Origin of the sequence: Flagellimonas alginilytica (genome assembly GCF_042134605.1) — a bacterium.
Classification (GTDB): domain Bacteria; phylum Bacteroidota; class Bacteroidia; order Flavobacteriales; family Flavobacteriaceae; genus Flagellimonas; species Flagellimonas alginolytica.
On the sequence record NZ_CP169638.1, the window covers coordinates 2,121,379 to 2,143,006 of the forward strand.

The 21,628-nt window shown below is 42.4% G+C and carries 20 protein-coding genes; 13 read left to right on the top strand and 7 right to left on the bottom strand.

Annotated elements, in window-relative coordinates:
* Position 1: 1 nt before the first annotated feature.
* Genes ABTP35_RS09370 through ABTP35_RS09390 form a run of 5 tightly spaced genes read left to right on the top strand, consistent with a single transcriptional unit; the run spans position 2 to position 4,888 of the window.
* Positions 2 to 976, top strand: a complete 975-nt coding sequence (locus tag ABTP35_RS09370; protein ID WP_293296803.1) for a cbb3-type cytochrome c oxidase N-terminal domain-containing protein — start codon at positions 2 to 4, stop codon at positions 974 to 976.
* A 48-nt stretch (positions 977 to 1,024) separates the two neighbouring features.
* The gene (gene ccoG / locus ABTP35_RS09375) at positions 1,025 to 2,434 is read left to right on the top strand and encodes a cytochrome c oxidase accessory protein CcoG (RefSeq protein WP_293296801.1); all 1,410 of its coding nucleotides are present in this window, start codon (positions 1,025 to 1,027) and stop codon (positions 2,432 to 2,434) included.
* Positions 2,435 to 2,445: 11 nt separating this feature from the next.
* Entirely contained in the window at positions 2,446 to 2,892 is a 447-nt protein-coding gene (locus ABTP35_RS09380; protein ID WP_224835552.1) for a FixH family protein, read from the top strand.
* Positions 2,893 to 2,894: 2 nt separating this feature from the next.
* On the top strand, positions 2,895 to 3,605 hold the full coding sequence (locus ABTP35_RS09385) for a sulfite exporter TauE/SafE family protein (protein WP_293296799.1): 711 nt from the start codon (positions 2,895 to 2,897) through the stop codon (positions 3,603 to 3,605).
* Between the two features lie 14 nt (positions 3,606 to 3,619).
* A complete protein-coding gene (locus tag ABTP35_RS09390; RefSeq protein ID WP_293296797.1) occupies positions 3,620 to 4,888 on the top strand; it encodes an acetyl-CoA hydrolase/transferase C-terminal domain-containing protein in 1,269 nt (422 codons plus the stop codon).
* Between the two features lie 92 nt (positions 4,889 to 4,980).
* On the opposite strand, the gene ABTP35_RS09395 is transcribed toward ABTP35_RS09390, so the two are convergent.
* Complete coding sequence (locus ABTP35_RS09395; RefSeq protein ID WP_293296795.1) at positions 4,981 to 5,802, bottom strand: universal stress protein; 822 nt, start codon at positions 5,800 to 5,802, stop codon at positions 4,981 to 4,983.
* A gap of 18 nt (positions 5,803 to 5,820) precedes the next feature.
* Positions 5,821 to 7,179, bottom strand: a complete 1,359-nt coding sequence (hemN, locus tag ABTP35_RS09400; protein ID WP_252081237.1) for an oxygen-independent coproporphyrinogen III oxidase — start codon at positions 7,177 to 7,179, stop codon at positions 5,821 to 5,823.
* Between the two features lie 184 nt (positions 7,180 to 7,363).
* Between hemN and ABTP35_RS09405 the strand changes: the two genes are divergently transcribed.
* Together ABTP35_RS09405 and ABTP35_RS09410 are read left to right on the top strand one after the other, a co-directional pair.
* Positions 7,364 to 9,208, top strand: coding sequence for a CBS domain-containing protein (locus ABTP35_RS09405; protein ID WP_375334183.1), 1,845 nt, complete (start codon positions 7,364 to 7,366; stop codon positions 9,206 to 9,208).
* Between the two features lie 5 nt (positions 9,209 to 9,213).
* On the top strand, positions 9,214 to 10,416 hold the full coding sequence (locus ABTP35_RS09410) for a succinylglutamate desuccinylase/aspartoacylase family protein (RefSeq protein WP_224835547.1): 1,203 nt from the start codon (positions 9,214 to 9,216) through the stop codon (positions 10,414 to 10,416).
* Positions 10,417 to 10,466: 50 nt separating this feature from the next.
* Here ABTP35_RS09410 and ABTP35_RS09415 read toward each other — a convergent pair whose 3' ends face one another.
* From ABTP35_RS09415 to ABTP35_RS09425, 3 genes are all read right to left on the bottom strand, one after another.
* Complete coding sequence (locus ABTP35_RS09415) at positions 10,467 to 11,198, bottom strand: energy transducer TonB (protein ID WP_293296789.1); 732 nt, start codon at positions 11,196 to 11,198, stop codon at positions 10,467 to 10,469.
* 112 nt (positions 11,199 to 11,310) lie between these two features.
* Positions 11,311 to 12,024, bottom strand: coding sequence for a DUF2490 domain-containing protein (locus ABTP35_RS09420; RefSeq protein ID WP_293296787.1), 714 nt, complete (start codon positions 12,022 to 12,024; stop codon positions 11,311 to 11,313).
* Between the two features lie 114 nt (positions 12,025 to 12,138).
* Positions 12,139 to 13,095, bottom strand: coding sequence for an ROK family protein (locus ABTP35_RS09425; protein ID WP_224835544.1), 957 nt, complete (start codon positions 13,093 to 13,095; stop codon positions 12,139 to 12,141).
* A 197-nt stretch (positions 13,096 to 13,292) separates the two neighbouring features.
* Here ABTP35_RS09425 and ABTP35_RS09430 point away from each other — a divergent pair, with 197 nt between their 5' ends.
* The 6 genes from ABTP35_RS09430 to ABTP35_RS09455 all read left to right on the top strand — a co-directional run bounded on the left by ABTP35_RS09430 (position 13,293) and on the right by ABTP35_RS09455 (position 19,965).
* On the top strand, positions 13,293 to 14,084 hold the full coding sequence (locus ABTP35_RS09430; RefSeq protein ID WP_224835543.1) for a universal stress protein: 792 nt from the start codon (positions 13,293 to 13,295) through the stop codon (positions 14,082 to 14,084).
* Positions 14,085 to 14,100: 16 nt separating this feature from the next.
* Entirely contained in the window at positions 14,101 to 15,936 is a 1,836-nt protein-coding gene (locus ABTP35_RS09435; protein WP_293296785.1) for an SLC13 family permease, read from the top strand.
* Between the two features lie 18 nt (positions 15,937 to 15,954).
* Positions 15,955 to 17,571, top strand: coding sequence for a phosphoenolpyruvate carboxykinase (ATP) (gene pckA, locus ABTP35_RS09440; RefSeq protein WP_293296783.1), 1,617 nt, complete (start codon positions 15,955 to 15,957; stop codon positions 17,569 to 17,571).
* Positions 17,572 to 17,590: 19 nt separating this feature from the next.
* A complete protein-coding gene (locus ABTP35_RS09445) occupies positions 17,591 to 18,907 on the top strand; it encodes an ATP-dependent 6-phosphofructokinase (protein ID WP_293296781.1) in 1,317 nt (438 codons plus the stop codon).
* 84 nt (positions 18,908 to 18,991) lie between these two features.
* Positions 18,992 to 19,291: an HPF/RaiA family ribosome-associated protein gene (locus ABTP35_RS09450; protein ID WP_224835539.1), complete on the top strand. Its 300-nt coding sequence runs from the start codon at positions 18,992 to 18,994 to the stop codon at positions 19,289 to 19,291.
* A gap of 44 nt (positions 19,292 to 19,335) precedes the next feature.
* The gene (locus tag ABTP35_RS09455) at positions 19,336 to 19,965 is read left to right on the top strand and encodes a hypothetical protein (protein ID WP_252078905.1); all 630 of its coding nucleotides are present in this window, start codon (positions 19,336 to 19,338) and stop codon (positions 19,963 to 19,965) included.
* On the opposite strand, the gene ABTP35_RS09460 is transcribed toward ABTP35_RS09455, so the two are convergent.
* The gene (locus tag ABTP35_RS09460; protein ID WP_224835537.1) at positions 19,962 to 20,111 is read right to left on the bottom strand and encodes a hypothetical protein; all 150 of its coding nucleotides are present in this window, start codon (positions 20,109 to 20,111) and stop codon (positions 19,962 to 19,964) included. The genes ABTP35_RS09455 and ABTP35_RS09460 overlap by 4 nt on opposite strands.
* Positions 20,112 to 20,216: 105 nt before the next feature.
* Complete coding sequence (locus ABTP35_RS09465; RefSeq protein ID WP_293296775.1) at positions 20,217 to 21,608, bottom strand: sugar porter family MFS transporter; 1,392 nt, start codon at positions 21,606 to 21,608, stop codon at positions 20,217 to 20,219.
* Between the last annotated feature and the right edge of the window lie 20 nt (positions 21,609 to 21,628).

The window sequence follows — 21,628 nt, forward strand, 5'->3', positions numbered from 1 at the left end:
TATGAGCACAAAAACACCTTGGTGGATAAGAGTCCCGGTTTTATTCTTCCTGATCTTTGGATTAATGGAATACTTTATCGACTCGGGAGACAAACTGGCAATAATAGAATACCCTATCACACAGTTTTTTTTGCTGTTGGTATTAATGATTCTTATTGCCATAGAACTAATATTGGCCTCTATAGAAAATATTATGTTCCAGACACTGACCGAAGAAGGAAAGGAACGTTACCTAGAAGCCAAAAGCAAGAAATTTGAATGGACCTGGGCCAAAAATTTAATGGAAAAACTGACCAAGAGCCGTTCAATCGAAAGAGAAGGTGAGATTGTATTGGACCACAATTACGATGGAATCCGAGAATTGGACAACGTGCTTCCACCGTGGTGGGTATACCTTTTCTATGCGACGATTGTTTTTGCCGTGGTCTACCTGGTTAGATTCCATATTATCGGAGAATACGACCAAAAACTCGAATACGAACAAGAAGTGGCAGCAGCCCAATTGGCCATTGAAGAGTACAAAAGAACGGCCAAAGATCTGGTGGATGCCAGTACCGTGGAGTTTTTATCGGATGATTCCGATTTGGCTGCAGGAGAGAAAATATTCCAAGCCAATTGTGTGGCCTGTCACATGGCCGATGGTGGAGGTGGAATTGGACCAAACCTGACCGATAAATATTGGATATTGGGCGGAGGCATCAAAAATATCTTCACAACTATATCGGAAGGTGGTCGAGACGGTAAGGGAATGATTGCATGGAAACAAACCTTAAAGCCTGTCGAAATGGCCCAAGTAGCCAGTTATGTGATGACCTTGGGAGGAACCACGCCCGCCAATCCAAAGGAAGCTGAAGGAGAAATCTGGGTAGACCCAAATGCTCCGGAAGAAACCAATGGTGCCGAATCTGAAACGGAAGAAACCGCTCCCGAGGAAATGGAGCAGGCCGTCGATTCAACAAACGTTGCCATGAACTAGTCCTTGGGGCGTTCGGCAACAAATATTTATCCATAAACCACAAATGCGATGGAAGAAAACTTTAGGGATTCCATAGGCACAATCACAGAAGAAGGTAAAAGGAATTGGATTTTTCCAAAAAAACCAAGTGGACGGTACTACGATTACCGAAAGTACGTAAGTTACTTTCTACTCGTTTTTTTGATAGCGGCCCCTTTCGTTAAGATCAATGGGCACCAATTTCTATTGTTCAACGTGTTGGACAGGAGGTTCAATATATTTGGGCTTCCATTCTGGCCACAGGATTTTCATCTGGTAGTAGTGTCCATGATCATCGGAGTTATTTTTATTGCACTGTTTACGGTGGCATATGGCCGTATCTTTTGTGGATGGATGTGTCCGCAGACCATATTTTTGGAAATGGTGTTCCGTCGTATCGAATACTGGATAGACGGAGATAGAGGAGCTCAAATACGACTGGACAAGGCTCCGTGGACAGGGAAAAAAATAAGGAAAAGACTTTTAAAGTGGAGTATTTTCTTTCTTATTTCCTTCTTTATCGCCAACGTGTTCTTGGCCTATTTGATCGGTAGCGATCAATTGATCGCTTATATTACAGATGGTCCTATGGCGCACTTGGGCACTATGGTCCCACTGTTGATTTTTACAGCGGTCTTTTATTTCATTTTCGCATGGTTCAGGGAACAGGTATGTATTATCGCATGCCCATACGGTAGATTGCAAGGGGTGCTGCTGGACAATAAATCCATTGTAGTGGCCTATGACCATAAACGGGGCGAGGGTGAAAACGGGCGTAAAAAGTTCAGAAAGAACGAAGATAGGGAAGCTCTGGGGCACGGCGACTGTATAGATTGTTTTCAATGTGTAAATGTGTGTCCTACAGGGATAGATATTCGCAACGGGACACAGTTGGAATGTGTAAACTGTACCGCTTGTATAGATGAGTGTGATCACATAATGGATAGTATCAATAAGCCCAAAGGCTTGATTAGATATGCCAGTGAAGATGAGATCACCCAAGACAAAAAATTCAAATTTACGGCACGTATGAAAGGTTACACAGCAGTGTTAGTCGTGCTTATTGGGATCCTTGTGGGAATGTTGTTTATGCGAAACGAGGTCGAGGCAAACGTACTTCGTTTACCGGGGCAGTTGTACGAGCGCAAGGATAACAACATTATAAGCAATGTGTACACCTATAAATTGGTGAACAAGACCACTAAAGATATTGATAATGTTTCATTCGAATTGATGTCGCACAAAGGAACCATCAAAATGGTCTCCCAGGAAACTTTCACGGTTCCCGCGGAAGAGATGGCCGAAGGAACACTTTTCATCGAAATAAATGCCTCGGCACTCAATGGAGACAAGGATAAACTGAAGATAGGGGTGTACAGCGGGGATAAACTCATTGAAACCACGGTGACCCAGTTTTTGGCACCTAGAAGTTATAACTAAACAAACGAGAGATGAAAATTAATTGGGGAACGGGAATCGTGCTGGCATTTATTGGCTTCATCGCCTTTATCCTATACTTTGTGGTAAGGATGAGCACCGACGATAGTGCCAACCACGATTTGGTTACGGAGGAATATTACAAAAAGGAATTATCCTATCAGCAGGATATAGATGCATCAAACACCGCATCGGAAATGAATGCCAACCTGAAGGTTGAAAAAACCAACGAAGGTTTGATGATATATTTTCCAGAGCGTTTCGACCCAAAAAAGATAAGTGGAACAGTGTCCCTATACAGACCGTCTAACAAGCACTTGGATACCAACTTTCCTATAAGTTTGTCCAAAACACATTTGCTCATACCTGACAATCGCTTGGTAGACGGTCGCTGGGACATTTCCGTAAACTGGAAATACGAAGGTAACTCCTTTTTGCATAAACAAAAATTGGTGTACTAGTAATGTTGACCTCTGCATTGGTATTGGGATTATTGGGAAGCCTGCACTGCTTGGGCATGTGTGGGCCAATCGCCTTTATGCTCCCCTTGGACCAAACCAACCAGGTTAAAAAGACCGCGCAATTATCCATATATCATTTTGGCCGACTATTGGCCTATGGCGTAATTGGTGTGCTTTTTGGACTTTTGGGCAAGGGACTGTCCTTGTTCGGTATTCAGCAAAAGCTTTCGATAGGCATCGGTGCGCTCATGATTGTCCTGGTATTGGTTCCTGCAAAATATCTGAACGGGCATAAGTTATTAACACCCATTTATTCGATAATTGGTAAGGTGAAATCCAAACTTGGGGCAGAGCTCAAAAAAAAGACCCCGGATACTTTTTTGACCATAGGCTTTTTAAATGGCTTTTTGCCCTGTGGCCTGGTGTATATGGCCCTTTTGGGTGCCATTGCCATGGGCAGTCCCGTGGAGGGCGGACTTTATATGATGATTTTTGGTTTAGGAACGGTGCCGTTAATGTCCTTGGTGGTGTACTCCCGTGGTATGTTCAATACCTCCATTAAATCCAAAATTCAAAAATTGATACCTGTATTCGTGGTCATTATAGGAGTCCTTTTTATAGTTCGTGGACTTGGTCTGGGAATACCGTATGTTTCACCCAAGCAGGCTCCGGCAGATGCTGTATCATCGACCATAGAATGCCATCAACCCTAAAAATCTAATCAAAAATGAAAATAACAACAGCAAGTGAAGCGGTAGGAATTGTTAAATCTGGCGACCGTGTCTTCTTTCAAGGTGCGGCCATGACACCGAACGAATTGATAGATGCCCTTTGCGATCGGCACCAGGAAATTAACAATGTCGAGATCATTTCCATACATACCGAAGGCGAAGCAAAATACACTAGGGAACCATATTGTAATGCTTTTACCCTAAATGCATGTTTTGTTGGTGGAAACGTGAGGAGTTACGTAAATACCAGATTGGGCGATTATATCCCGGTTTTTTTAAGTGAAATACCATGGTTGTTTGCCGATGAATATCTTCCATTGGATGTGGCCTTTGTGCAAGTGTCACCACCGGACAAACATGGTTATTGCTCTTTGGGGGTGTCGGTTGATGTGGCATTGCCAGCTGTTAGAACGGCAAAAAAAATAGTCGCACAAATCAACCCACAAGTGCCTAGGACCCATGGAACCGGAATTGTGCATGTAGACGATATTGCCTATGCCATTGAAGTGGATAGGCCAATCCATGAACATAATCCTACCGAAATATCTGAAATAGAAGGCCTGATTGGAAAACATGTGGCATCGTTGATAGATGATGGAGCTACCCTGCAAATGGGTATCGGCAACATACCCAATGCAGTACTTTCCAACCTTGGTAATCATAAAAATTTAGGTATCCATACCGAAATGTTCTCTGACGGGGTCTTGCCGTTGTTGGAAAGCGGAGTGATCAATGGATTGGAAAAGGCGGTAAAGCGAGGTAAAATTGTGAGTTGTTTCGCTGTTGGGTCAAGAAAACTATACGACTTTATCGATGATAACCCTATTTGTGATTTTAGGGATTCGGGATATACCAATGATACAGCCAGGATTCGAAGAAATCCGAAGGCAACAGCGATCAATAGTGCCATAGAGATCGACCTTACGGGACAGGTATGTGCGGATACAATCGGAGGATATCAGTTTTCCGGGGTAGGCGGGCAGATGGATTTTATGAGAGGAGCTTCGTTGTCAAAAGGAGGAAAACCGATAATAGCCATGTCCTCTACCACTAAAAAAGGAGTATCCAAAATAACACCGTTCCTAAAGCAAGGGGCAGGTGTGACCACTACCCGTGCGCACATGCATTATGTGGCCACGGAGTACGGGGTGGTGAATCTATTTGGCAAGAACTTGCACCAACGTGCCGAAGCGTTGATTTCCATTGCCCATCCCGATCACAGGGAAACGTTGGAGAAAGCGGCCTTTGAGCGGTTTAACGGTTAGTCGTTTTTAAAGAAAAACAATAAAAAAGGGGGCAATTTTAAAATTGCCCCCCTTTTTTTGAACTGCATGAAACCAATCAAAAATGCAATCCATCAAATTTTAAAGGTGATTACAGGTGCGTTGGAATGGTTGGCGATATCTTCACCAATGCTTCCCATAAAAAAGTGGGCAAGACCTCTTCTGCCGTGTGTTGGGATTCCAATTAGATCGGCGGATACGCCATCACTATAGTTTAGAACGCCTTTCTCAACGGTGTAATCGTTGTAAATTTCTACTTCTAGGCCAAGGTTGGCGGCGTGTAAAAATTTAGAGATTTTTTCATTGGCGTCTTTATGGCTCAAAAACTCGTCACCAGGTGTGTTGATATACAAGGGTTGAAGTTTTGCACCGAACAAATCGGCCATATCTTTTGCTTTTTTAAGGGCATCGACACTTTCTTCCTCAAAATCGGAAGCAAATACAAAACTCTTTGGTTTAAACTCCGACATATCACCTTTGATCACCAACACGGGTACGTCGGCTGTTCTGACCACACGCTCCGTATTGGAGCCTATAAAGATTTCCTGAAGGCCATCTGCACCATGGGACCCCATTACAATAAGGTCGGCCTTATGCTTTTCGGCCACTTCGTTTACTTCGCTGAAAACTTTGTAGTGTTTTATGATCGGAACTACTTTAATACCCTTTAAAAAAGGTTGTTCCAAAAAGTCTGCAAAGCGTTTTTCACCTAGCTTTATCAAATGCACCACTTGTTCTTGGGAAATGTATCCTGATTCGCCCATAATGGCAGGTGAAAGTTCCAACATGTGGAGCACTAAGAGTTCTGCTTCATGTTGTTTCGCCAACGAAGCAGCAACTTTTAGCGCATTTTCGGATTGTTTCGAAAAATCAACTGGTACGATTATACTTTTCATTTTTATTGGATTTTTAGGTTAAACGGTCATGGAAAATATTCGGGTATCTGGTTTGTTTCGTTGCATTTGAAGATCAAACGCCATACTTATATTTCTTACAAAAGGTCTTCCTTTGGCGGTTACTTTTATTTTTTTGTCACTTGTTTCCACCAATCCGTCATTTTTTAATTCGGACAGGTTGGCCACTATCTCTTCAAAATCCACTATTTGTTCTTCAAGTGGTTCCCACGTGGTTTCAAATTGACACATGATATTGAGAATATGTCTTCTCAAAATTTCATCTTCTGTGTTAAGAATATGCCCTCTAAAAATAGGGATTACCCCATGCGAAACCAAATTTTCATACTCCTCTACATTTTTAACGTTTTGTGCAAAGCCATACCAGCTATCGCTGATGCTGGATACGCCCAAACCGATCATTAATTTGGTTTTTGATGGTGTATAGCCCATAAAATTTCTATGCAATGTACCATTCTCCAACGCCTTGTACAAACTATCGGTCGGCAAGGCAAAATGATCCATGCCAACATCTTTGTACCCAAAGTCGGCAAGCATTCTCTTGCCAAGTTCGTATTGAGCCTTTTTTTCTATGGACGTGGGCAAATCTGATTCTTTGTACCCTCTTTGTCCGTTCCCTTTGAGCCATGGAACGTGGGCATAGCTGTAAAACGCGATCCTATCCGGTTTTAGTGCATTGGTCCTGGCTATGGTGTTTTCCACATCGGAACAATATTGGAAAGGTAGTCCGTAAATAATATCGTGACCAACGGATGTGTATCCAATTTCCCTGGCCCATTCGGTTACATTTTTTACATTTTCGAACGGTTGTATTCTGTTTATTGCACGTTGTACGGTTAAGTTATAATCCTGGACCCCAAAGCAGACCCGTCTAAAACCAACATCGTAAAGTGCCTGTAAATGTTCTTTTGTGGTATTGTTGGGATGACCCTCAAAGCTAAAATCGATATCTTCGGTTTTTTTGCTCAATCGGGCAATTCCGGTCATCAACATTTTTAAATTATCGGGCGAAAAGAAAGTTGGCGTGCCACCCCCAAGATGGAGTTCCTTGATCTTGGGTCTGGTTCCCAACAGATCTACATATAATTCCCATTCCTTTAGCACGGATCCAATATAGGGAGTCTCCACCTCGTGGCGTTTGGTTATACGCTTGTGGCATCCGCAAAAGGTGCACATGCTTTCACAAAAGGGCAAATGAATGTATACACTGATGCCTTCCTCGGAACTTTCGCCAAAAGCTTTTAGCACACTGGAGTTCCACTTTTTTCCGGAAAAACTGTCTGTGTTCCAATAAGGTACCGTGGGGTAGCTCGTGTATCGAGGACCCGGAACGTTGTATTTTTGAACCAATTCGCACATAAGTTGCATACCATTATGTTATAGTTCAAAAGTACTTTTGATCCATTTTAAAAAACATGATAATTGTCAGGATTGCGCCCCAAATGATGCCAAATACAAATTTTTAGGCTGATGTGTATCATGTTTTTGCCCCTCCAAACATTGTACCTTTAAATGATTTAGACATGCTCTTAAATATTTTACTATGGGAGAACATATCAGAAAAAGTTCTTTTAGCGAGGACGAACGTAAGGTATTTGTTCAACATCTGATCAATGATATCCAGGCCCTTGAGAATATGATTGCCGATGGTTTGATCGAAGATGATATTGTACGCATCGGTGCAGAACAGGAAATGTGTATTATTAAGGACGATTATAGGCCATCACCAAATTCACTGGAAATACTAAAGGAAGTAGATGATTCCCACTTTACCACGGAATTTGCAACATATAATATTGAAGCCAATCTTGACCCCTACAAACTAGAGAAAGATTGCTTTGCCACAATGGAGCATCAGCTCAGGAGGTTGTTGCACAAGGTAAAAGAATCGGCGGCCAAACACAATACCAAGGTTATTCTTACCGGGATTCTGCCAACAATCAGTAAGGATGAGCTGGGGATGGACTTTATGACGCCCATTCCAAGGTATTACCGTATAAACGAAGTGCTTACGGCTTGGCGGGGCGACGATTTTACGGTTAGGATACATGGAGCCGATGAACTATCACTGCATCACGACTCAGTTTTGTTCGAAGCGTGCAATACCAGTTTCCAGCTCCACCTACAAATACCCCCAGAGGATTTTGTTAAAAGCTACAGCTGGGCCCAAGCTATTTCGGGCCCTGTTTTAGGGGTATGCTGCAATTCCCCTCTTTTATTGGGAAAGGAACTTTGGCGAGAGACTAGGATAGCCTTGTTTCAGCAAAGTCTGGATACGCGGGTATGGACCAAGGCATTGCGCGAAGAAGTTGCCAGGGTCGGTTTTGGGGAGCGATGGCAAAAAAAATCCGTAGCGGAAACATTTAAACAAGATATTTCCACCCATCGGATATTGCTTACCAAACCTATCGAGGAAAATTCCCTGCAATTATTAAAAGAGGGCAAAATTCCTAAACTCGAGGCATTGAGCTTGTTCAATAGTACCGTTTATAGATGGAACCGTCCTTGTTACGGTGTCGGGAATGGAAAACCACACCTAAGAATTGAGAACAGGTACATTCCCGCAGGTCCTACGGTGATAGATGAAATGGCAAATTTTGCATTTTGGGTCGGGCTAATGGCCGGAAGACCTCATAAGTATGACGACATGCCCGACCTAATGGATTTTAGAACGGCCAAACTTAATTTTCTTAGGGCGGCATCAAGTGGCAGGCATGCCATGTTTTCGTGGATGGGCAAAGCCATGACCATGAAGAAAATAGTTCGGGAAGAATTATTGCCCATAGCTTACAACGGGCTAAGAAAGTTTAATGTTGATGAAAAGGATATTGAAAAACTTTTGGGCATTATCGAAAAGCGCGCAAGTGGTAGAACAGGTGCAGATTGGCAGATCAAAAATTTTAGGGAGCTCAGAAAACAAATAAAACTGGACAGTGCCATAGTGCAACTGACCAAGGCGATCTATCGGAATCAACAAGATGATGAACCGGTACATCTTTGGAAACCTATCGAGGGCATGGTGGAGACCAAGGAGGCTTTCCGTTGGGTAAGCCAAATAATGTCCACAAAACTAATGAAGTTGTACGAGGACGATTACGCAAATTTGGCCATAGCGATCATGCAGTGGAACAATATTCATCATCTTCCCGTGGAAAATGGGAAGGGAGAGCTTGTGGGGCTTCTCACATGGAGCCATATAGAAAAATTTAAAAAGATCGATAAAAAAGAAGCTAGGGTCTCGGATGTAATGGTCAAAAATGTGATCACGGTAAGCCCAAAAACTGAAATATCCGAAGCAAAGAAAATAATGGAAAAGCACAATATTGGTTGCTTGCCTGTATGTGTGGATGCCCATATCGTGGGAATCATCAGCAAAGTTGATATGTAATAAATATGACAATAGTTCACAGTATAGCATTGGACGAAACTGTAAAGGTGGACCGTGTAATAGATCATATCCGCGGTAAAAAAGGCGGTCCTACAGTGGTATTTTTTGGAGGTGTGCACGGAAACGAGACGGCGGGCGTATTCGCCTTAAAGGAGGTGTTTAGGGAGTTGCATTCCAAAAAAACAACTGTTCATGGAGAATTGTACGCCATTTCGGGCAATTTGGGCGCACTGGAAAGCAAACAGCGTTATCAAACCGAAGACCTTAACCGGATATGGTTTCAAGATAGGATCGAACGTATTATAGACCACCAAGAAATAAGGCACAACGAAGAGAACGAGTTGGGGCAGTTGTACCGTTTGATACATAGTATTTTGGACTCCGGCACCCCGCCCTTTTATTTTATGGACCTTCATACCACATCGAGCAATACCAGTCCATTTATGGTTCTGAACGATAGCCTGTTGAACCGCAAGTATGCCTCCAATTATCCTTTGCCGATTATATTGGGGATAGAGGAGTATTTAAAAGGGGCTTTGTTGAGCTATATTAATGAGCTGGGCTACGTATCCTTAGGTTTTGAGAGCGGGCAGCACGATGACGATATGGCCGTAAAGAATTGTATGGAATTTATCCGTTATAGTTTGGCTGTAACACAATCCGTCCATGTTTCGGAAGAGCGGAAAGAACAACTATACCGGAATATTTCAAACTCCAGCGATGCACCCCATAGATTTTACGAAATATATCATCAGTACGATATCGCGCCCAATAGCAATTTTGTAATGGCTCCTGGTTACGTTAATTTTCAAACGATCCCTAAAGGTGCAGATCTTGCCCTTGTGGATGGTATAGAACTTAAAACAACAAAAAAGCGACAGATTTTTATGCCGTTGTATCAAAAACAAGGTAACGAAGGTTTTTATTTTATAAGACCGATACCGGTTTTCTTGTTATGGCTGTCCAAGAAATTGAGAAGGTTTAAAGTGGACCATATTTTGGTCAAGCTTCCGGGGGTGGAGTGGAAAGATGGTAGTAAGGATACCTTGGTGGTCGACCAAAGGGTAGCCCGGTTTTTTGCCAAATCGTTCCTCCATTTACTGGGATATAGGGCCAGAAAGTTCGATGAATCCCGATTGATGGCAAAGAATAGGGAGAGTGCTTCAAAATTTAAAGCATATAAAGGAACGGCATGGTACAAAAAATAAAAGGCCCAAGAATTGACTTGGACCTTTTTGGAGAAATTGGATAATGTTCATTAATCGTTCTGCATTATAAAGTTTATCGGAATACTGTATTTAACACTTACGGTTTTTCCTCTTTGTTCCCCTGGTTTAACCCGTGGCAAGGAAGCTATGATCCGGGTAGCCTCTTTTTCCAATAATTTGTCCGGTCCCCTTTGTTGGATTTGGCTGACCCTTCCTTTATTGTCTATTACAAACTGTACATAAACCCTACCGGTAATACCCATTTCCAAAGCAGAAGGCGGATAGGTAAAATTCTCCTTTATGTGCTCCTGTACCTTTTGGTTAAAGCATTCTTTGCGTTCCTCTTGGGTTTCGTAAATTTCACAACCCGGAAAAACTGGAACATATTCAATTACGGCAAAGGGAACTACGATTTCTTCCTCTACCTCTTCAACATCAACATCTTCTATCCTAACAACAGCGTCTTCAATAAAGGTTTCTTGGCTGCTCTCGGTACTGGTTATTACAGTTTCCTCTACCTCTTCCACATCCTCAACGATCTCGATAACATCGGGAGCAGATGGCGGTGGTGGTGGTGGGGCAGTTCTTAGTATTTCCGTGACGGGTACATCTTCCTTAAGTTCGTCTGTAACTTGTACAACTTCTGAAACTTTGGATTCCTCTTCATAGAACTTTACTTCGAAGGATTGCCATGTTAAAAACAAGACCGAAGTAAGTCCTATCATGAAATAAAGACTGCTATTGCGTCCTATTTCGGCGTTTGGGTTCTTTTTTGGTTTCATGACTTCTACTATTTAACTAGGTTAAAGGTAGACTTCTTCAAAATTAGAAAATATGATAAAAGTCAGCTTTGCGAATCGCTTGTAATTATTTGAACCGGAACGGGTTGTGTTCTTAGTTGGTCTTAAGCGTGAGATCGTTTTTGGTAAGGTCAATATTGAATGAAAGACTTAGCCGGATCATGTCTTCGTTACTTTTTTTAAATTTTCTATTAAAGTAGCCGATGTCCACTTTTATCTTAGGGGTCAATTGTTGCCCAAATCCTATAAATACCCTATTCTGATTAAAAGTTTCGCCCTTTATGTTTAAGAAAAGCTCGTTAAAGGCCTTAAAATAGATATCCTTATATATGGGCTTTACATATTGAAGGCGATATCGCACTCGATTGTTCACTTTTGGATCATCCACATTGATCAATCGTCTATTCTCCAGCCTGAACCTATGGGATATTTTTTGTGTATGGTATAAAGTATTCAGATTGTATTCCGCATATAACCATAGTTGATTGGTATTTTTTACATCGTCCGGTCCAAGGTAAGAGTTGGAATTGAGTAGGGCAAAACCACCGGTAATCGTGGAAGCTTTGCTCAATTTATAGGTAGCCCCGGTCCGGAAAAAGAAGAATCCATATTTATCCAACATATGGTGGTGCCGAACAATTCCCACTACCGGTACGCTCCATTCTTCATGAATTTTGGTATTGCCATAAAGCAATATCCACGATCCGTAATCGTTTTCGCTGGAATTTTGGGCCTGAAGATCTTGGGTTAGTGAAACTGTGAATACTATGGAACAAAGCAATCTTAAACAATACCTTACGTATTCCATAATCAAGGTGTTTTGATTGTTGGAACACAAAGTTTTCCATTAAAATAAATGGAAAAGTATGACACTTGTCATAGATGGTGCTTTCCCGTAAAGAAATGTATAGGATTTGGTGTTCTAATTGGATTTTTCCCAGATCAGGGCCGCTGCACCACAAATGGCGGCGGTTTTTCCTTGCATACCGGAGTGCATAAGCTTTACTTTTCCTTTGTAAACATCTAAAAGAAAACCGTTGAAATATTTTTCCAAAGGCGTCATGATCCATTTGCCGCTATTGGTCAACCCTCCCATAAGGATAAAAGCTTCTGGTTGGGTAAAGGCAGTAAAATTGGCTAAGGCCTGTGCCATTATTCTAGCTGTATAATCAAAAGCCTTTAATGCAATTTCGTCACCTTCCTCGGCAGCCTTGGTAATATCCTCCCCATGCAGGTCGTTATAGGCAATGTTCCTAAACCTGCTCTCTACCATATATTTACTTTGCATGTACATAACGGTGCGCTTTAGCCCAGTAGCGGATACATAGGCTTCGAGACCACCTTTTACCCCAAGTCCGGTTAACCTGCCATCGCCAATGGTCATATCTACATGGCCCAGCTCACCGGCAAAACCATCAAAACCATCTATAAGTTGACCATTGGCAACAATGCCGGCACCAAAACCGGTGCCAAGGGTTATCACAATAAAATCGGTCATATCTTTTGCGCCACCGAACAACATCTCTCCCAATGCGGCCGCACTGGCATCGTTCATAATACGTATGGGCATATCCATTCTTTGCTTTAACAGTTTTACAATGGGCACACTGCCTTTCCAAGCCAAGTTGCTTGCACTTTCTATGGTCCCGTTTTTACTGGAAGCGTTGGGCGCCCCGATTCCACAACCGATGATATTGGCATCTTCCCCGAATTGTTCCACAAGTTGATCACAAGTGGATTTTATCTTATCCAAATAAGAATCCAAATTTGGATATTCCTTGGTTCTGAAAAAGGTTTTTTCGTAGCATTCACCATATTTATCGACCAAGCCGATTTTGGTTTTGGTGCCTCCTATATCAATTCCTATCACTAAATCCATCGTGTAAATCCAATTAGTTTGTTTGGTTTTAAAGATAATTATAATGGTATCAATATAATAACATACTATGTTTAACTCTATGTGTATTTTTTGCTAATATCAAGGAAAAAATAGAAATCCTGACTTCTGTCATGTTTTACTTCAGTGGTCGATTCTACTTTTGAACAGAGAATTAAAACCAATAAAAATACAGAGGTATGAGCAGTTTAAATAAAATATTGATCCCTTTTGATTTTTCCGAGGCATCCGTAAATGCTTTGGAATACGTGGTCAACTTTGTAGGACCTGATCGTTCCATTGGGATCATGGGACTTTATGTGGGTGCTATGCCCATTACAGAGGCCGATAGCGACAAGTTGGGGAGCGATTTTGTAAAACTATTGGATTCGTTCAATGTGAGGCTTAAAGTGGCCCCGGAATTTATTACAAAAACCGGAAGTGTAGTAAAAACCATTTTGGCCACGCAAGAAGAAAGTGGCGCAGATTTGATCATGATGGGCACAATGGGCGATAAAATTACGGATGAAGCCATAACCAATACATCCAAGCTTGTTTTGGATGCGAACTGCCCCGTAATATCCGTGCCCTACGGAACCAGTATCAAAGAGCCAAAATCGATCGCCTTGGTTTTGGGAGGAGAAAAAATTGATGATAAGTCGGTTTTGGAGACCCTACTCGAGATTGCAAGATCTTTTAATGCCAAGGTACATGTATTGACAATTTACAAGGATTCCGTGTATGACGAGGAGGCGGTCAAAGAATCTAACGAAAACCTGTTGGAATATTACTTGGAACATTTTTATGAAGAGCATTCATTTAGTAAAAATCAAGACGTGGAACAAGGAATCTTGGATTACATCAACGAGAAAAATATTGACCTATTGACCATATTGCCACGAAATCACACCGAAAAAAGTACCCCTTCCGAAGGTAGGTTAACAAAACTGTTGACCCTTCATTCGGAGATACCGGTACTGACTTTGGATTAACCCTACACCTTTGAGCATGCTGCCACTGCTATTAATTTTAGGAATTACCATTTTACTGTTTATATGGGGGAAATTTCCTCCCGATGTTGTTGCGCTAATGGCCATGTTGGCACTTTATCTTACAGGAATTTTGGACCTGGGTGAGACATTGACCGGATTTAGCAACCCGACCGTAATTATGATCGCGGCCCTTTTTATAATTGGTGAAGGGCTGTCCAGAACCGGTTGGACCGCCATGGCCGGACAGTTTTTTGTGAAGTGGGCAAGGCGGAACATCTCCCGCTTACTGGTAATAGTAACTCTAGGCTCCAGTTTGTTGTCCGGTTTTGTAAGTAATACAGGAACGGTTGCCGCATTGCTCCCGGTAAGTGTAACCGCAGCTTGGAATGCCGGGACCTTACCCTCTAAACTATTGATCCCTGTCGCATTCGGCTCCAATACGGGTGGATTACTGACGTTAACGGGTACGCCTCCCAACATTATAGTGAGCAATGCCTTGGTGGAAAATGGATTTACCGGATTTTCGTTCTTTGAATTTGGCTTGATAGGAGTGCCCTTACTTATTATTTCGGTGCTATATTTTAGGTACATAGGGTACAGGTTGCTTCCGTCCCATAGAACCAAAAATAAACCCGTGGCCATTGATCAAGAGATGCATAAATGGATCGAAAATTATAGCATTGGGGATAACTTGTATCGACTTAGGATCCGGTCAATGTCGCAATTGATCAACACAAAAATAGGGGATTGGAACTTTGAAGGGGAGCACAAGGTTTCCGTAATGCGTTTAAAACGAAGACATCCCAATAAATTGCAGAGAATACCGCAATTTGTGGAGATGCCCGGACTGGACACGGAAATGCGGTATCACGATATAATCACCGTAAAAGGAGAGCCAGAGGATGTGGACAAACTCGTCCTAAAGTTTCACTTGGGGGTAATACCTACCAAGCCCGAAACCGATATGCTCAAAAAGGAACTGATCAACCAAGAAGTGGGTATGGCGGAAATGATCATTACACCTAAATCGGTATTCGTAGGGAAGACCATTAATCTGGGGCATTATTTGCGCCAGGCAGGAGTACAACTACTGGCGGTTTCTAGGGATAATGCCACATTGACCGGCAAAATTAAAATTAAAGCGGGGGATGCGTTCGTTATTCGTGGACAGTGGGAAAACATAATATCCCTGAAATCCATGTACGAGAACCTGGTAATATCCGGAAGCCCCGAAGCACTGGCCAAAAATGTGGACCAGCTCACTACAAGGAGCTATATTGCTATGGGGACCTTGGTCCTGATGATTCTCCTTTTGGTGTTTAAAATATTGCCAGGAGCCATAGCAGCACTGATTTGTGCCGGAATTATGATGCTGACCGGATGTGTGCCCATTTCCAAAGCGTACAAAGGGATCAGCTGGACCAGCGTAGTGATGATAGCAGCAATGATTCCCATGGGATTGGCATTGCAAAAAACTGGGGTTGCGCAATTGGCCGCCAATAGTTTGGTGAACACATTGGGGAGCATACACCCAGTGGCCTTATTGGCAGGTATTTTTCTATTGACTGCGGCTTTTAGCCAAACCATAAACAACTCAGCGACCGCAGTTTTAATGGCTCCGATAGCCATAATGGCGTCGATGACATTAGGGGTTTCCCCAAAACCATTTATGATCGCAGTGGCCGTGAGCGCATCTACCGCATTTTTGACGCCCGTGGGCACCACTACCAATGCAATGGTAATGGCGGCGGGCGGATATAAATTTATGGATTACGTAAAAGTAGGAGGCCCTTTGCTACTATTTTTCTTTATCGCAACACTAATATTGGTTCCATGGATATGGAGCTTCTAACAATTAAATACAGCAGATATGAGCACAACAAAAGACCTAAGTAAGTATGGATTAAAAAACGTCCGGGCACAATGGAACCTCGACGCCGAAACTTTACAGAAGATCACAGTAGAAAAAAACATGGGAGTAGAGACCGATAATGGAACTCTCTGTGTAAATACTGGCAAGTTTACCGGTCGTTCGCCCAAAGATCGTTTTTTGGTTAAGGACGATTATACCAAGGACAAAATTTGGTGGGGACGGATCAACAAGCCTATTTCTCCGGAAAATTTCGACAAGTTATACGATGAGGTGACCACTTATCTCGAAGGAAAAGAAGTTTATGTGCGGGATGCAGCCGTTTGTGCCGATCCAAAATATAAAATGAATGTAAGAACGGTAACGGAATATCCGTGGTCCAACTACTTCATCAAAAATATGTTCTTAAGGCTGGACGAAAGTGAATTGGATAATTTTGAGGAAGAATGGTTGGTACTTTGCGCCCCAGGTTATGAAGCTTCAAACCCTAAAGACTTTGGGATCATCAGTGGAAACTTCTCCATTTTGAACTTTACCAGAAAAATTGCCTTGGTGGCCGGTTCCGCGTATACGGGCGAAATGAAAAAAGGGATATTCTCTGCACTGAACCTTATTCTTCCGACCGAAAAAGAAGTGCTTCCAATGCACTGTTCCGCTAATGTGGGAGAAGGTGGGGATACCGCGATTTTCTTTGGACTGTCCGGAACGGGAAAAACCACCTTGTCCGCTGATCCAGACCGGAAATTGATCGGTGATGATGAGCATGGTTGGACAAAGGAAAATACAATCTTCAATTTTGAAGGAGGTTGCTATGCCAAAGTAATCGACCTTACCGAAGAAAAAGAGCCGGATATTTACAGGGCCATCCGCCCAGGGGCGCTTTTGGAAAATGTGGTCTTTAAAGAGGGTACCAAAGAAGTTGACTTTTTTGATAGCAGCATCACGCAGAACACCAGGGTAAGCTATCCTATTGATCATATAGACAATATCCAAACACCATCTTACGCTTCCAATCCTACAAATATCTTTTTCTTAACTTGTGATGCGTTCGGGGTATTGCCTCCGGTATCCAAACTGACCCCAGGTCAGGCCGCATACCACTTTATTTCTGGATATACCGCAAAAGTAGCCGGGACCGAAGCAGGTATTACAGAGCCGGTACCATCGTTCTCCGCATGTTTTGGAGAGCCGTTTATGCCACTTCACCCTGCCGTTTATGCAGAAATGCTGAGCAATAAAATGAAGGAAGCCGGTGTAAATGTTTGGTTGATAAACACAGGATGGAGCGGTGGACCTTACGGGGTAGGGTCTAGGATAAAATTAAAGTACACAAGAGCCATGATCTCTGCAATACTTGAAGGTAAATTGGACGATGTGGAGTTTGATACCCATCCAATTTTTGGATTGAACATGCCCAAGTATTGTCCAGGAGTTCCGACCGAGATTTTGGATCCAATGAACACTTGGTTGCAAAAAGGAGCATATGTTAGCAAGGCGATACAATTGGCACATTCGTTCCATATCAATTTCGATAAATTTGCCAGTGAGGCATCCGAAGAAATTTTAAATGGAGGGCCACTGATCGACTCTCACCACAGTTTGGGAGAGCATTTATAGGACCATGAAATTTTAACTAGTGGACAATACTGATAGATTTAACATAGAAAATTTAGGGGCGCCCCAATATAGGTCGCCCCTAAAACTTAGTACCGTAGAAGGAGACCAAATATTCAATTTTGTAAGCGAATCGAATAGGTTGATCTTTGACCTGTCCATGGAACATTACAACCAATGTTTGACCGATGGCGTGCAGCCGGTTTGTTTGGAAAAGGCCGGACCTAGGCAAGACATTTTTTTCGATGCCGAAAACGCCACAGCAGCCATTGTAACCTGTGGTGGGTTGTGCCCGGGCATAAACAACGTGATCCGGGGATTGGTTATGGCCCTACATTATTTTTATGGGGTGAAAAAAATTCTGGGCGTGCCGTATGGGTACGAAGGCCTAAATCCCGAAAAAGGACATAAGCTCACGGAATTGACCCCAGATAAGGTTAAGGACATCCATCAATTTGGGGGTACATTTTTAGGTTCATCTAGGGGTGGGCAAGACGTTTCCGTTATGGTGGACACCTTGGAGGCCAACCAAATAGATATGCTCTTTGCCATTGGGGGAGACGGTACCCTGAAAGGTGTAAACGCGCTGGGCGAGGAAATCTCCAAAAGAAACGCTAAAATAAGCGTGGTCGGGATTCCCAAGACCATAGACAATGATATAGACCTTATCGACGAATCTTTTGGTTTTGAAACCGCTTTTGATGTGGCCAGTCCCATTTTACGAGATGCCCACAACGAAGCAACCGGGGCCTATAACGGAATATCCATTATTAAATTAATGGGAAGGGATAGTGGTTTTATTGCTGCTTCGGCAGCCTTGGCCATGCCCGTGGTAAACTTTGTACTGGTGCCAGAAATGGATTTTAAACTCGATGGTGAAGGAGGTTTCCTCAATGTTTTGGAAAAACGCTTGCAGAAAAAAAAGCACGCTGTAATTGTTGTCGCCGAAGGAGCCGGGCAACAGCTCTTTACGGAGAAGACCATTGTAAAGGATGCCTCCGGAAACATACAGCATGAGGATATCGGTGTTTTCCTAAAAGAAAAAATTACAGAGTATTTTAAAGATAAAATCCCGGTTACCATAAAATACATAGACCCAAGTTATATAGTTAGGTGTGCACCGGCCAACTCCAGCGATAGCGTTTTTTGCAGTCGATTGGCCTACCATGCAGTACATGGCGCAATGGCCGGTAAAACCAAGTTTGTGGCCAGTAGGGTAAATAACAATTATGTTTACGTGCCCATATCCGAAGTAACCAAGAAAAGAAAAAAGATAGACTTGGAAGGTGAGTTCTGGTTTTCCGTACTACAAAGTACCGGACAACCTTTCTCTATGTGATAAATTGATGGTTCTTAAACTGACAATTGTCATTAAATTTTATGCATAGTAATACTAGATTTGAATATAATCAAAACAATAATCATGGAAGTACATGTTCAATATCAAAAAATGATGACTAGTGAATCATTGACCGAATTGTTAATGAAAAAACTAGAGAGTTTGGAAAATAAATATAACTGGTTGATCAAGGCCAACGTACTTTTTAAAACAGAGAACGATAAATCCGGAGAGGGTAAAATTTGTGAAATTGAACTGAGTGCCCCAGGCCCTAGAATTTTTGCCAAATCGGATACCGATGATTTTGAAAAGTCCATGTCCAAGACAATCGAGGATTTAAGAAGGCAACTTGAGAAAAGACAAGCTACGTTTTCTACACATTAATTGAACAGAGAGATCAATACTGTGCGTTAATCCATAAATCCAATATGATGAAATTAAAAATCGTAGTCATAAGCATGTTGCTCCTTTTGGGATGCTCCTCTACCAGGTTGGTCTCGACCTGGAAAAATCCCGATATAGTATTATTTGATGCGTACCAGGTGCTCGTTGTGGGGATGATACAGGACGACAGTGCCCGAATGGAGTACGAAACCAAGTTTGTGGAGGTGCTCAAAGAAAAAGGAGTGGACGCCGTGCGCAGTATTGATCTTTTTGATGTAGAGTTTACATCTGTCAAAAGAACCGAAAAGGAATTGGAAGAGGTGGAACAACAATTGTTGGACAAAGGATTCGATGCCATTTTGGTGAGCAAAGTGGTGGGTACCGAAAATAGAAGAACATTTAAAGAGCATATTAACGATGTGGACAAAATGTTCATGAGGTTTACCAATGACTATCTGGAACACCAAGAAATATATTATGATCCCGAATATTACGAGACATTCAACATTTATCATTCGGAGACATCGCTCTACTGTATCTGCGTAGGAAAGGAAATAGAGTTGATTTGGAGGGGAGAAGTGGATGTAACCGAGCCTGCCAACGTCAACAAAGCCATAGATACCTACATAAAAGTGGTTACAAAATCAATGGGAGAACACGATGTAATTTTTTAGGAAGATAGACCGATTGCTTCCAGTACGCCCAGCATATCCAAAAGAATCAAAACGGGAATGGATATTAATATCACGATCAAAACAAAAACCATGATTCGCAAAAAGCCCACCATGAGTTTGTTCCCTATGCTAATTTCATTTGCCATAATAGTGTAATTTCCTTCAATTTACGGAAATATTTGCGCATTTACTATAGATGTTGGTGCACTATTCGACTAACGGACAGCTTTTTAGTATATACTGTTAACCGATCAATCCGTCTCTTTTTGTTTTTTACTGAGCAGTTTGGCCAAATCCTCCAGCGTTATCCCTTTGGTTTCCGGCATCATAAAAATTACCCATAATAATTGCAGGACCATCATAAAGGCGAAGAAGATAAAGATCGGCCACGGGTTTTCTTTAAAAATACCTATTTCTGCATCCAAAAAAGTAGGGGTGAGCAAAGTGATCAATGCCGCAAAAACCCAATGGGTACTCGTACCCCAGGACTGTCCGTAGGAACGGACCTTATTGGGAAAAATCTCCGAGATAAATACCCATACCACCGCACCCTGACCAACAGCATGAGAAGCAATAAACACCAAGATAAAAGTAAGCAGCAATACCGAACTTGCTCCGGAATAAAAACACCAGCCAACCATGGCCAAACTTATAATATAGCCAATGGAACCTATATACATGAGTTGCTTTCTGCCGAGTTTATCGATCAAAGAAATACCCACAAAAGTGAAAATCAAATTGATCACCCCAATGGATATGGAACTAAAGAGTGACTCGCCGGAAGCCAATCCGGCACGCTCCAATATTTCGGGGGCGTAATACAAAACAAAATTGATGCCCGAGAGTTGATTAAAAAATGCAATCAAAAAAGCCAATACCAGGGGACGGTTGTATTTTCCCGAGAATAAACTGTCGCTGTTTTTTTCCTTGGCCTCGTATATGGCGATTTTTATCTCTTCCAAATATACGGTTGCCTTTTCCTGGGCTGTTCCCAAAAGAACAATGGACTCTTTAACAATGGCATCACTACGGTTTTTAAGCAACAGCCATCGTGGACTATTGGGTATGTTGAACACCATAAGGGTATAGATAAGGGCAGGAAGTCCTTCAATGCCCAACATCCAGCGCCAGGCAATATTCTCGTCAAAGAGTATTCCGATCAGATAGTTGGAGATAAAAGCGACCAAAATGCCAAAAACAATATTAAATTGGTACATCGCCGTTAATCTGCCCCTGGTCTGGGGAGTAGAAATTTCCGAAATGTAAACTGGAGCGGCCACGGAAGAGGCGCCAACCCCAATGCCACCAATAAACCTAAAAACCGAAAAAGTGTAAGCTTCTGGAGCAAATGCAGAGCCAATAGCCGAAACAAAGTAGAGCACGCCGATCCAGAACAAGGTTTTCTTGCGGCCCAAAAGATCCGTGGGCAACCCTCCAAAAAGTGCACCCAATACCGTTCCCCAAAGCGCCATGGACATGATAAATATACCGTGGAAGGTAAAAATGGAATCTCCCAAGAACCAATTGGTGTCCCAGATTTCTTTAATGGGTTGGTTGGCACCGGAAATAACAACAGTATCAAAACCAAACAAAAACCCCGCGAGGGCCGCGGTCAATGAAATTCTAAAAATACGCTTGTCCATGGATAATGACTTTCGCTAAA

Coding starts and splice junctions, on each gene's coding strand:
- ABTP35_RS09385 (WP_293296799.1), top strand. CDS start 2,895: ATGTTGACCTCTGCATTGGTATTGGGATTATTGGGAAGCCTGCACTGC.
- ABTP35_RS09410 (WP_224835547.1), top strand. CDS start 9,214: ATGACAATAGTTCACAGTATAGCATTGGACGAAACTGTAAAGGTGGAC.
- pckA (WP_293296783.1), top strand. CDS start 15,955: ATGAGCACAACAAAAGACCTAAGTAAGTATGGATTAAAAAACGTCCGG.
- ABTP35_RS09465 (WP_293296775.1), bottom strand. CDS start 21,608: ATGGACAAGCGTATTTTTAGAATTTCATTGACCGCGGCCCTCGCGGGG.
- ABTP35_RS09380 (WP_224835552.1), top strand. CDS start 2,446: ATGAAAATTAATTGGGGAACGGGAATCGTGCTGGCATTTATTGGCTTC.
- ABTP35_RS09415 (WP_293296789.1), bottom strand. CDS start 11,198: ATGAAACCAAAAAAGAACCCAAACGCCGAAATAGGACGCAATAGCAGT.
- hemN (WP_252081237.1), bottom strand. CDS start 7,179: ATGTGCGAATTGGTTCAAAAATACAACGTTCCGGGTCCTCGATACACG.
- ABTP35_RS09370 (WP_293296803.1), top strand. CDS start 2: ATGAGCACAAAAACACCTTGGTGGATAAGAGTCCCGGTTTTATTCTTC.
- ccoG (WP_293296801.1), top strand. CDS start 1,025: ATGGAAGAAAACTTTAGGGATTCCATAGGCACAATCACAGAAGAAGGT.
- ABTP35_RS09425 (WP_224835544.1), bottom strand. CDS start 13,095: ATGGATTTAGTGATAGGAATTGATATAGGAGGCACCAAAACCAAAATC.
- ABTP35_RS09420 (WP_293296787.1), bottom strand. CDS start 12,024: ATGGAATACGTAAGGTATTGTTTAAGATTGCTTTGTTCCATAGTATTC.
- ABTP35_RS09430 (WP_224835543.1), top strand. CDS start 13,293: ATGAGCAGTTTAAATAAAATATTGATCCCTTTTGATTTTTCCGAGGCA.
- ABTP35_RS09395 (WP_293296795.1), bottom strand. CDS start 5,802: ATGAAAAGTATAATCGTACCAGTTGATTTTTCGAAACAATCCGAAAAT.
- ABTP35_RS09405 (WP_375334183.1), top strand. CDS start 7,364: ATGGGAGAACATATCAGAAAAAGTTCTTTTAGCGAGGACGAACGTAAG.
- ABTP35_RS09435 (WP_293296785.1), top strand. CDS start 14,101: ATGCTGCCACTGCTATTAATTTTAGGAATTACCATTTTACTGTTTATA.
- ABTP35_RS09450 (WP_224835539.1), top strand. CDS start 18,992: ATGGAAGTACATGTTCAATATCAAAAAATGATGACTAGTGAATCATTG.
- ABTP35_RS09390 (WP_293296797.1), top strand. CDS start 3,620: ATGAAAATAACAACAGCAAGTGAAGCGGTAGGAATTGTTAAATCTGGC.
- ABTP35_RS09460 (WP_224835537.1), bottom strand. CDS start 20,111: ATGGCAAATGAAATTAGCATAGGGAACAAACTCATGGTGGGCTTTTTG.
- ABTP35_RS09455 (WP_252078905.1), top strand. CDS start 19,336: ATGATGAAATTAAAAATCGTAGTCATAAGCATGTTGCTCCTTTTGGGA.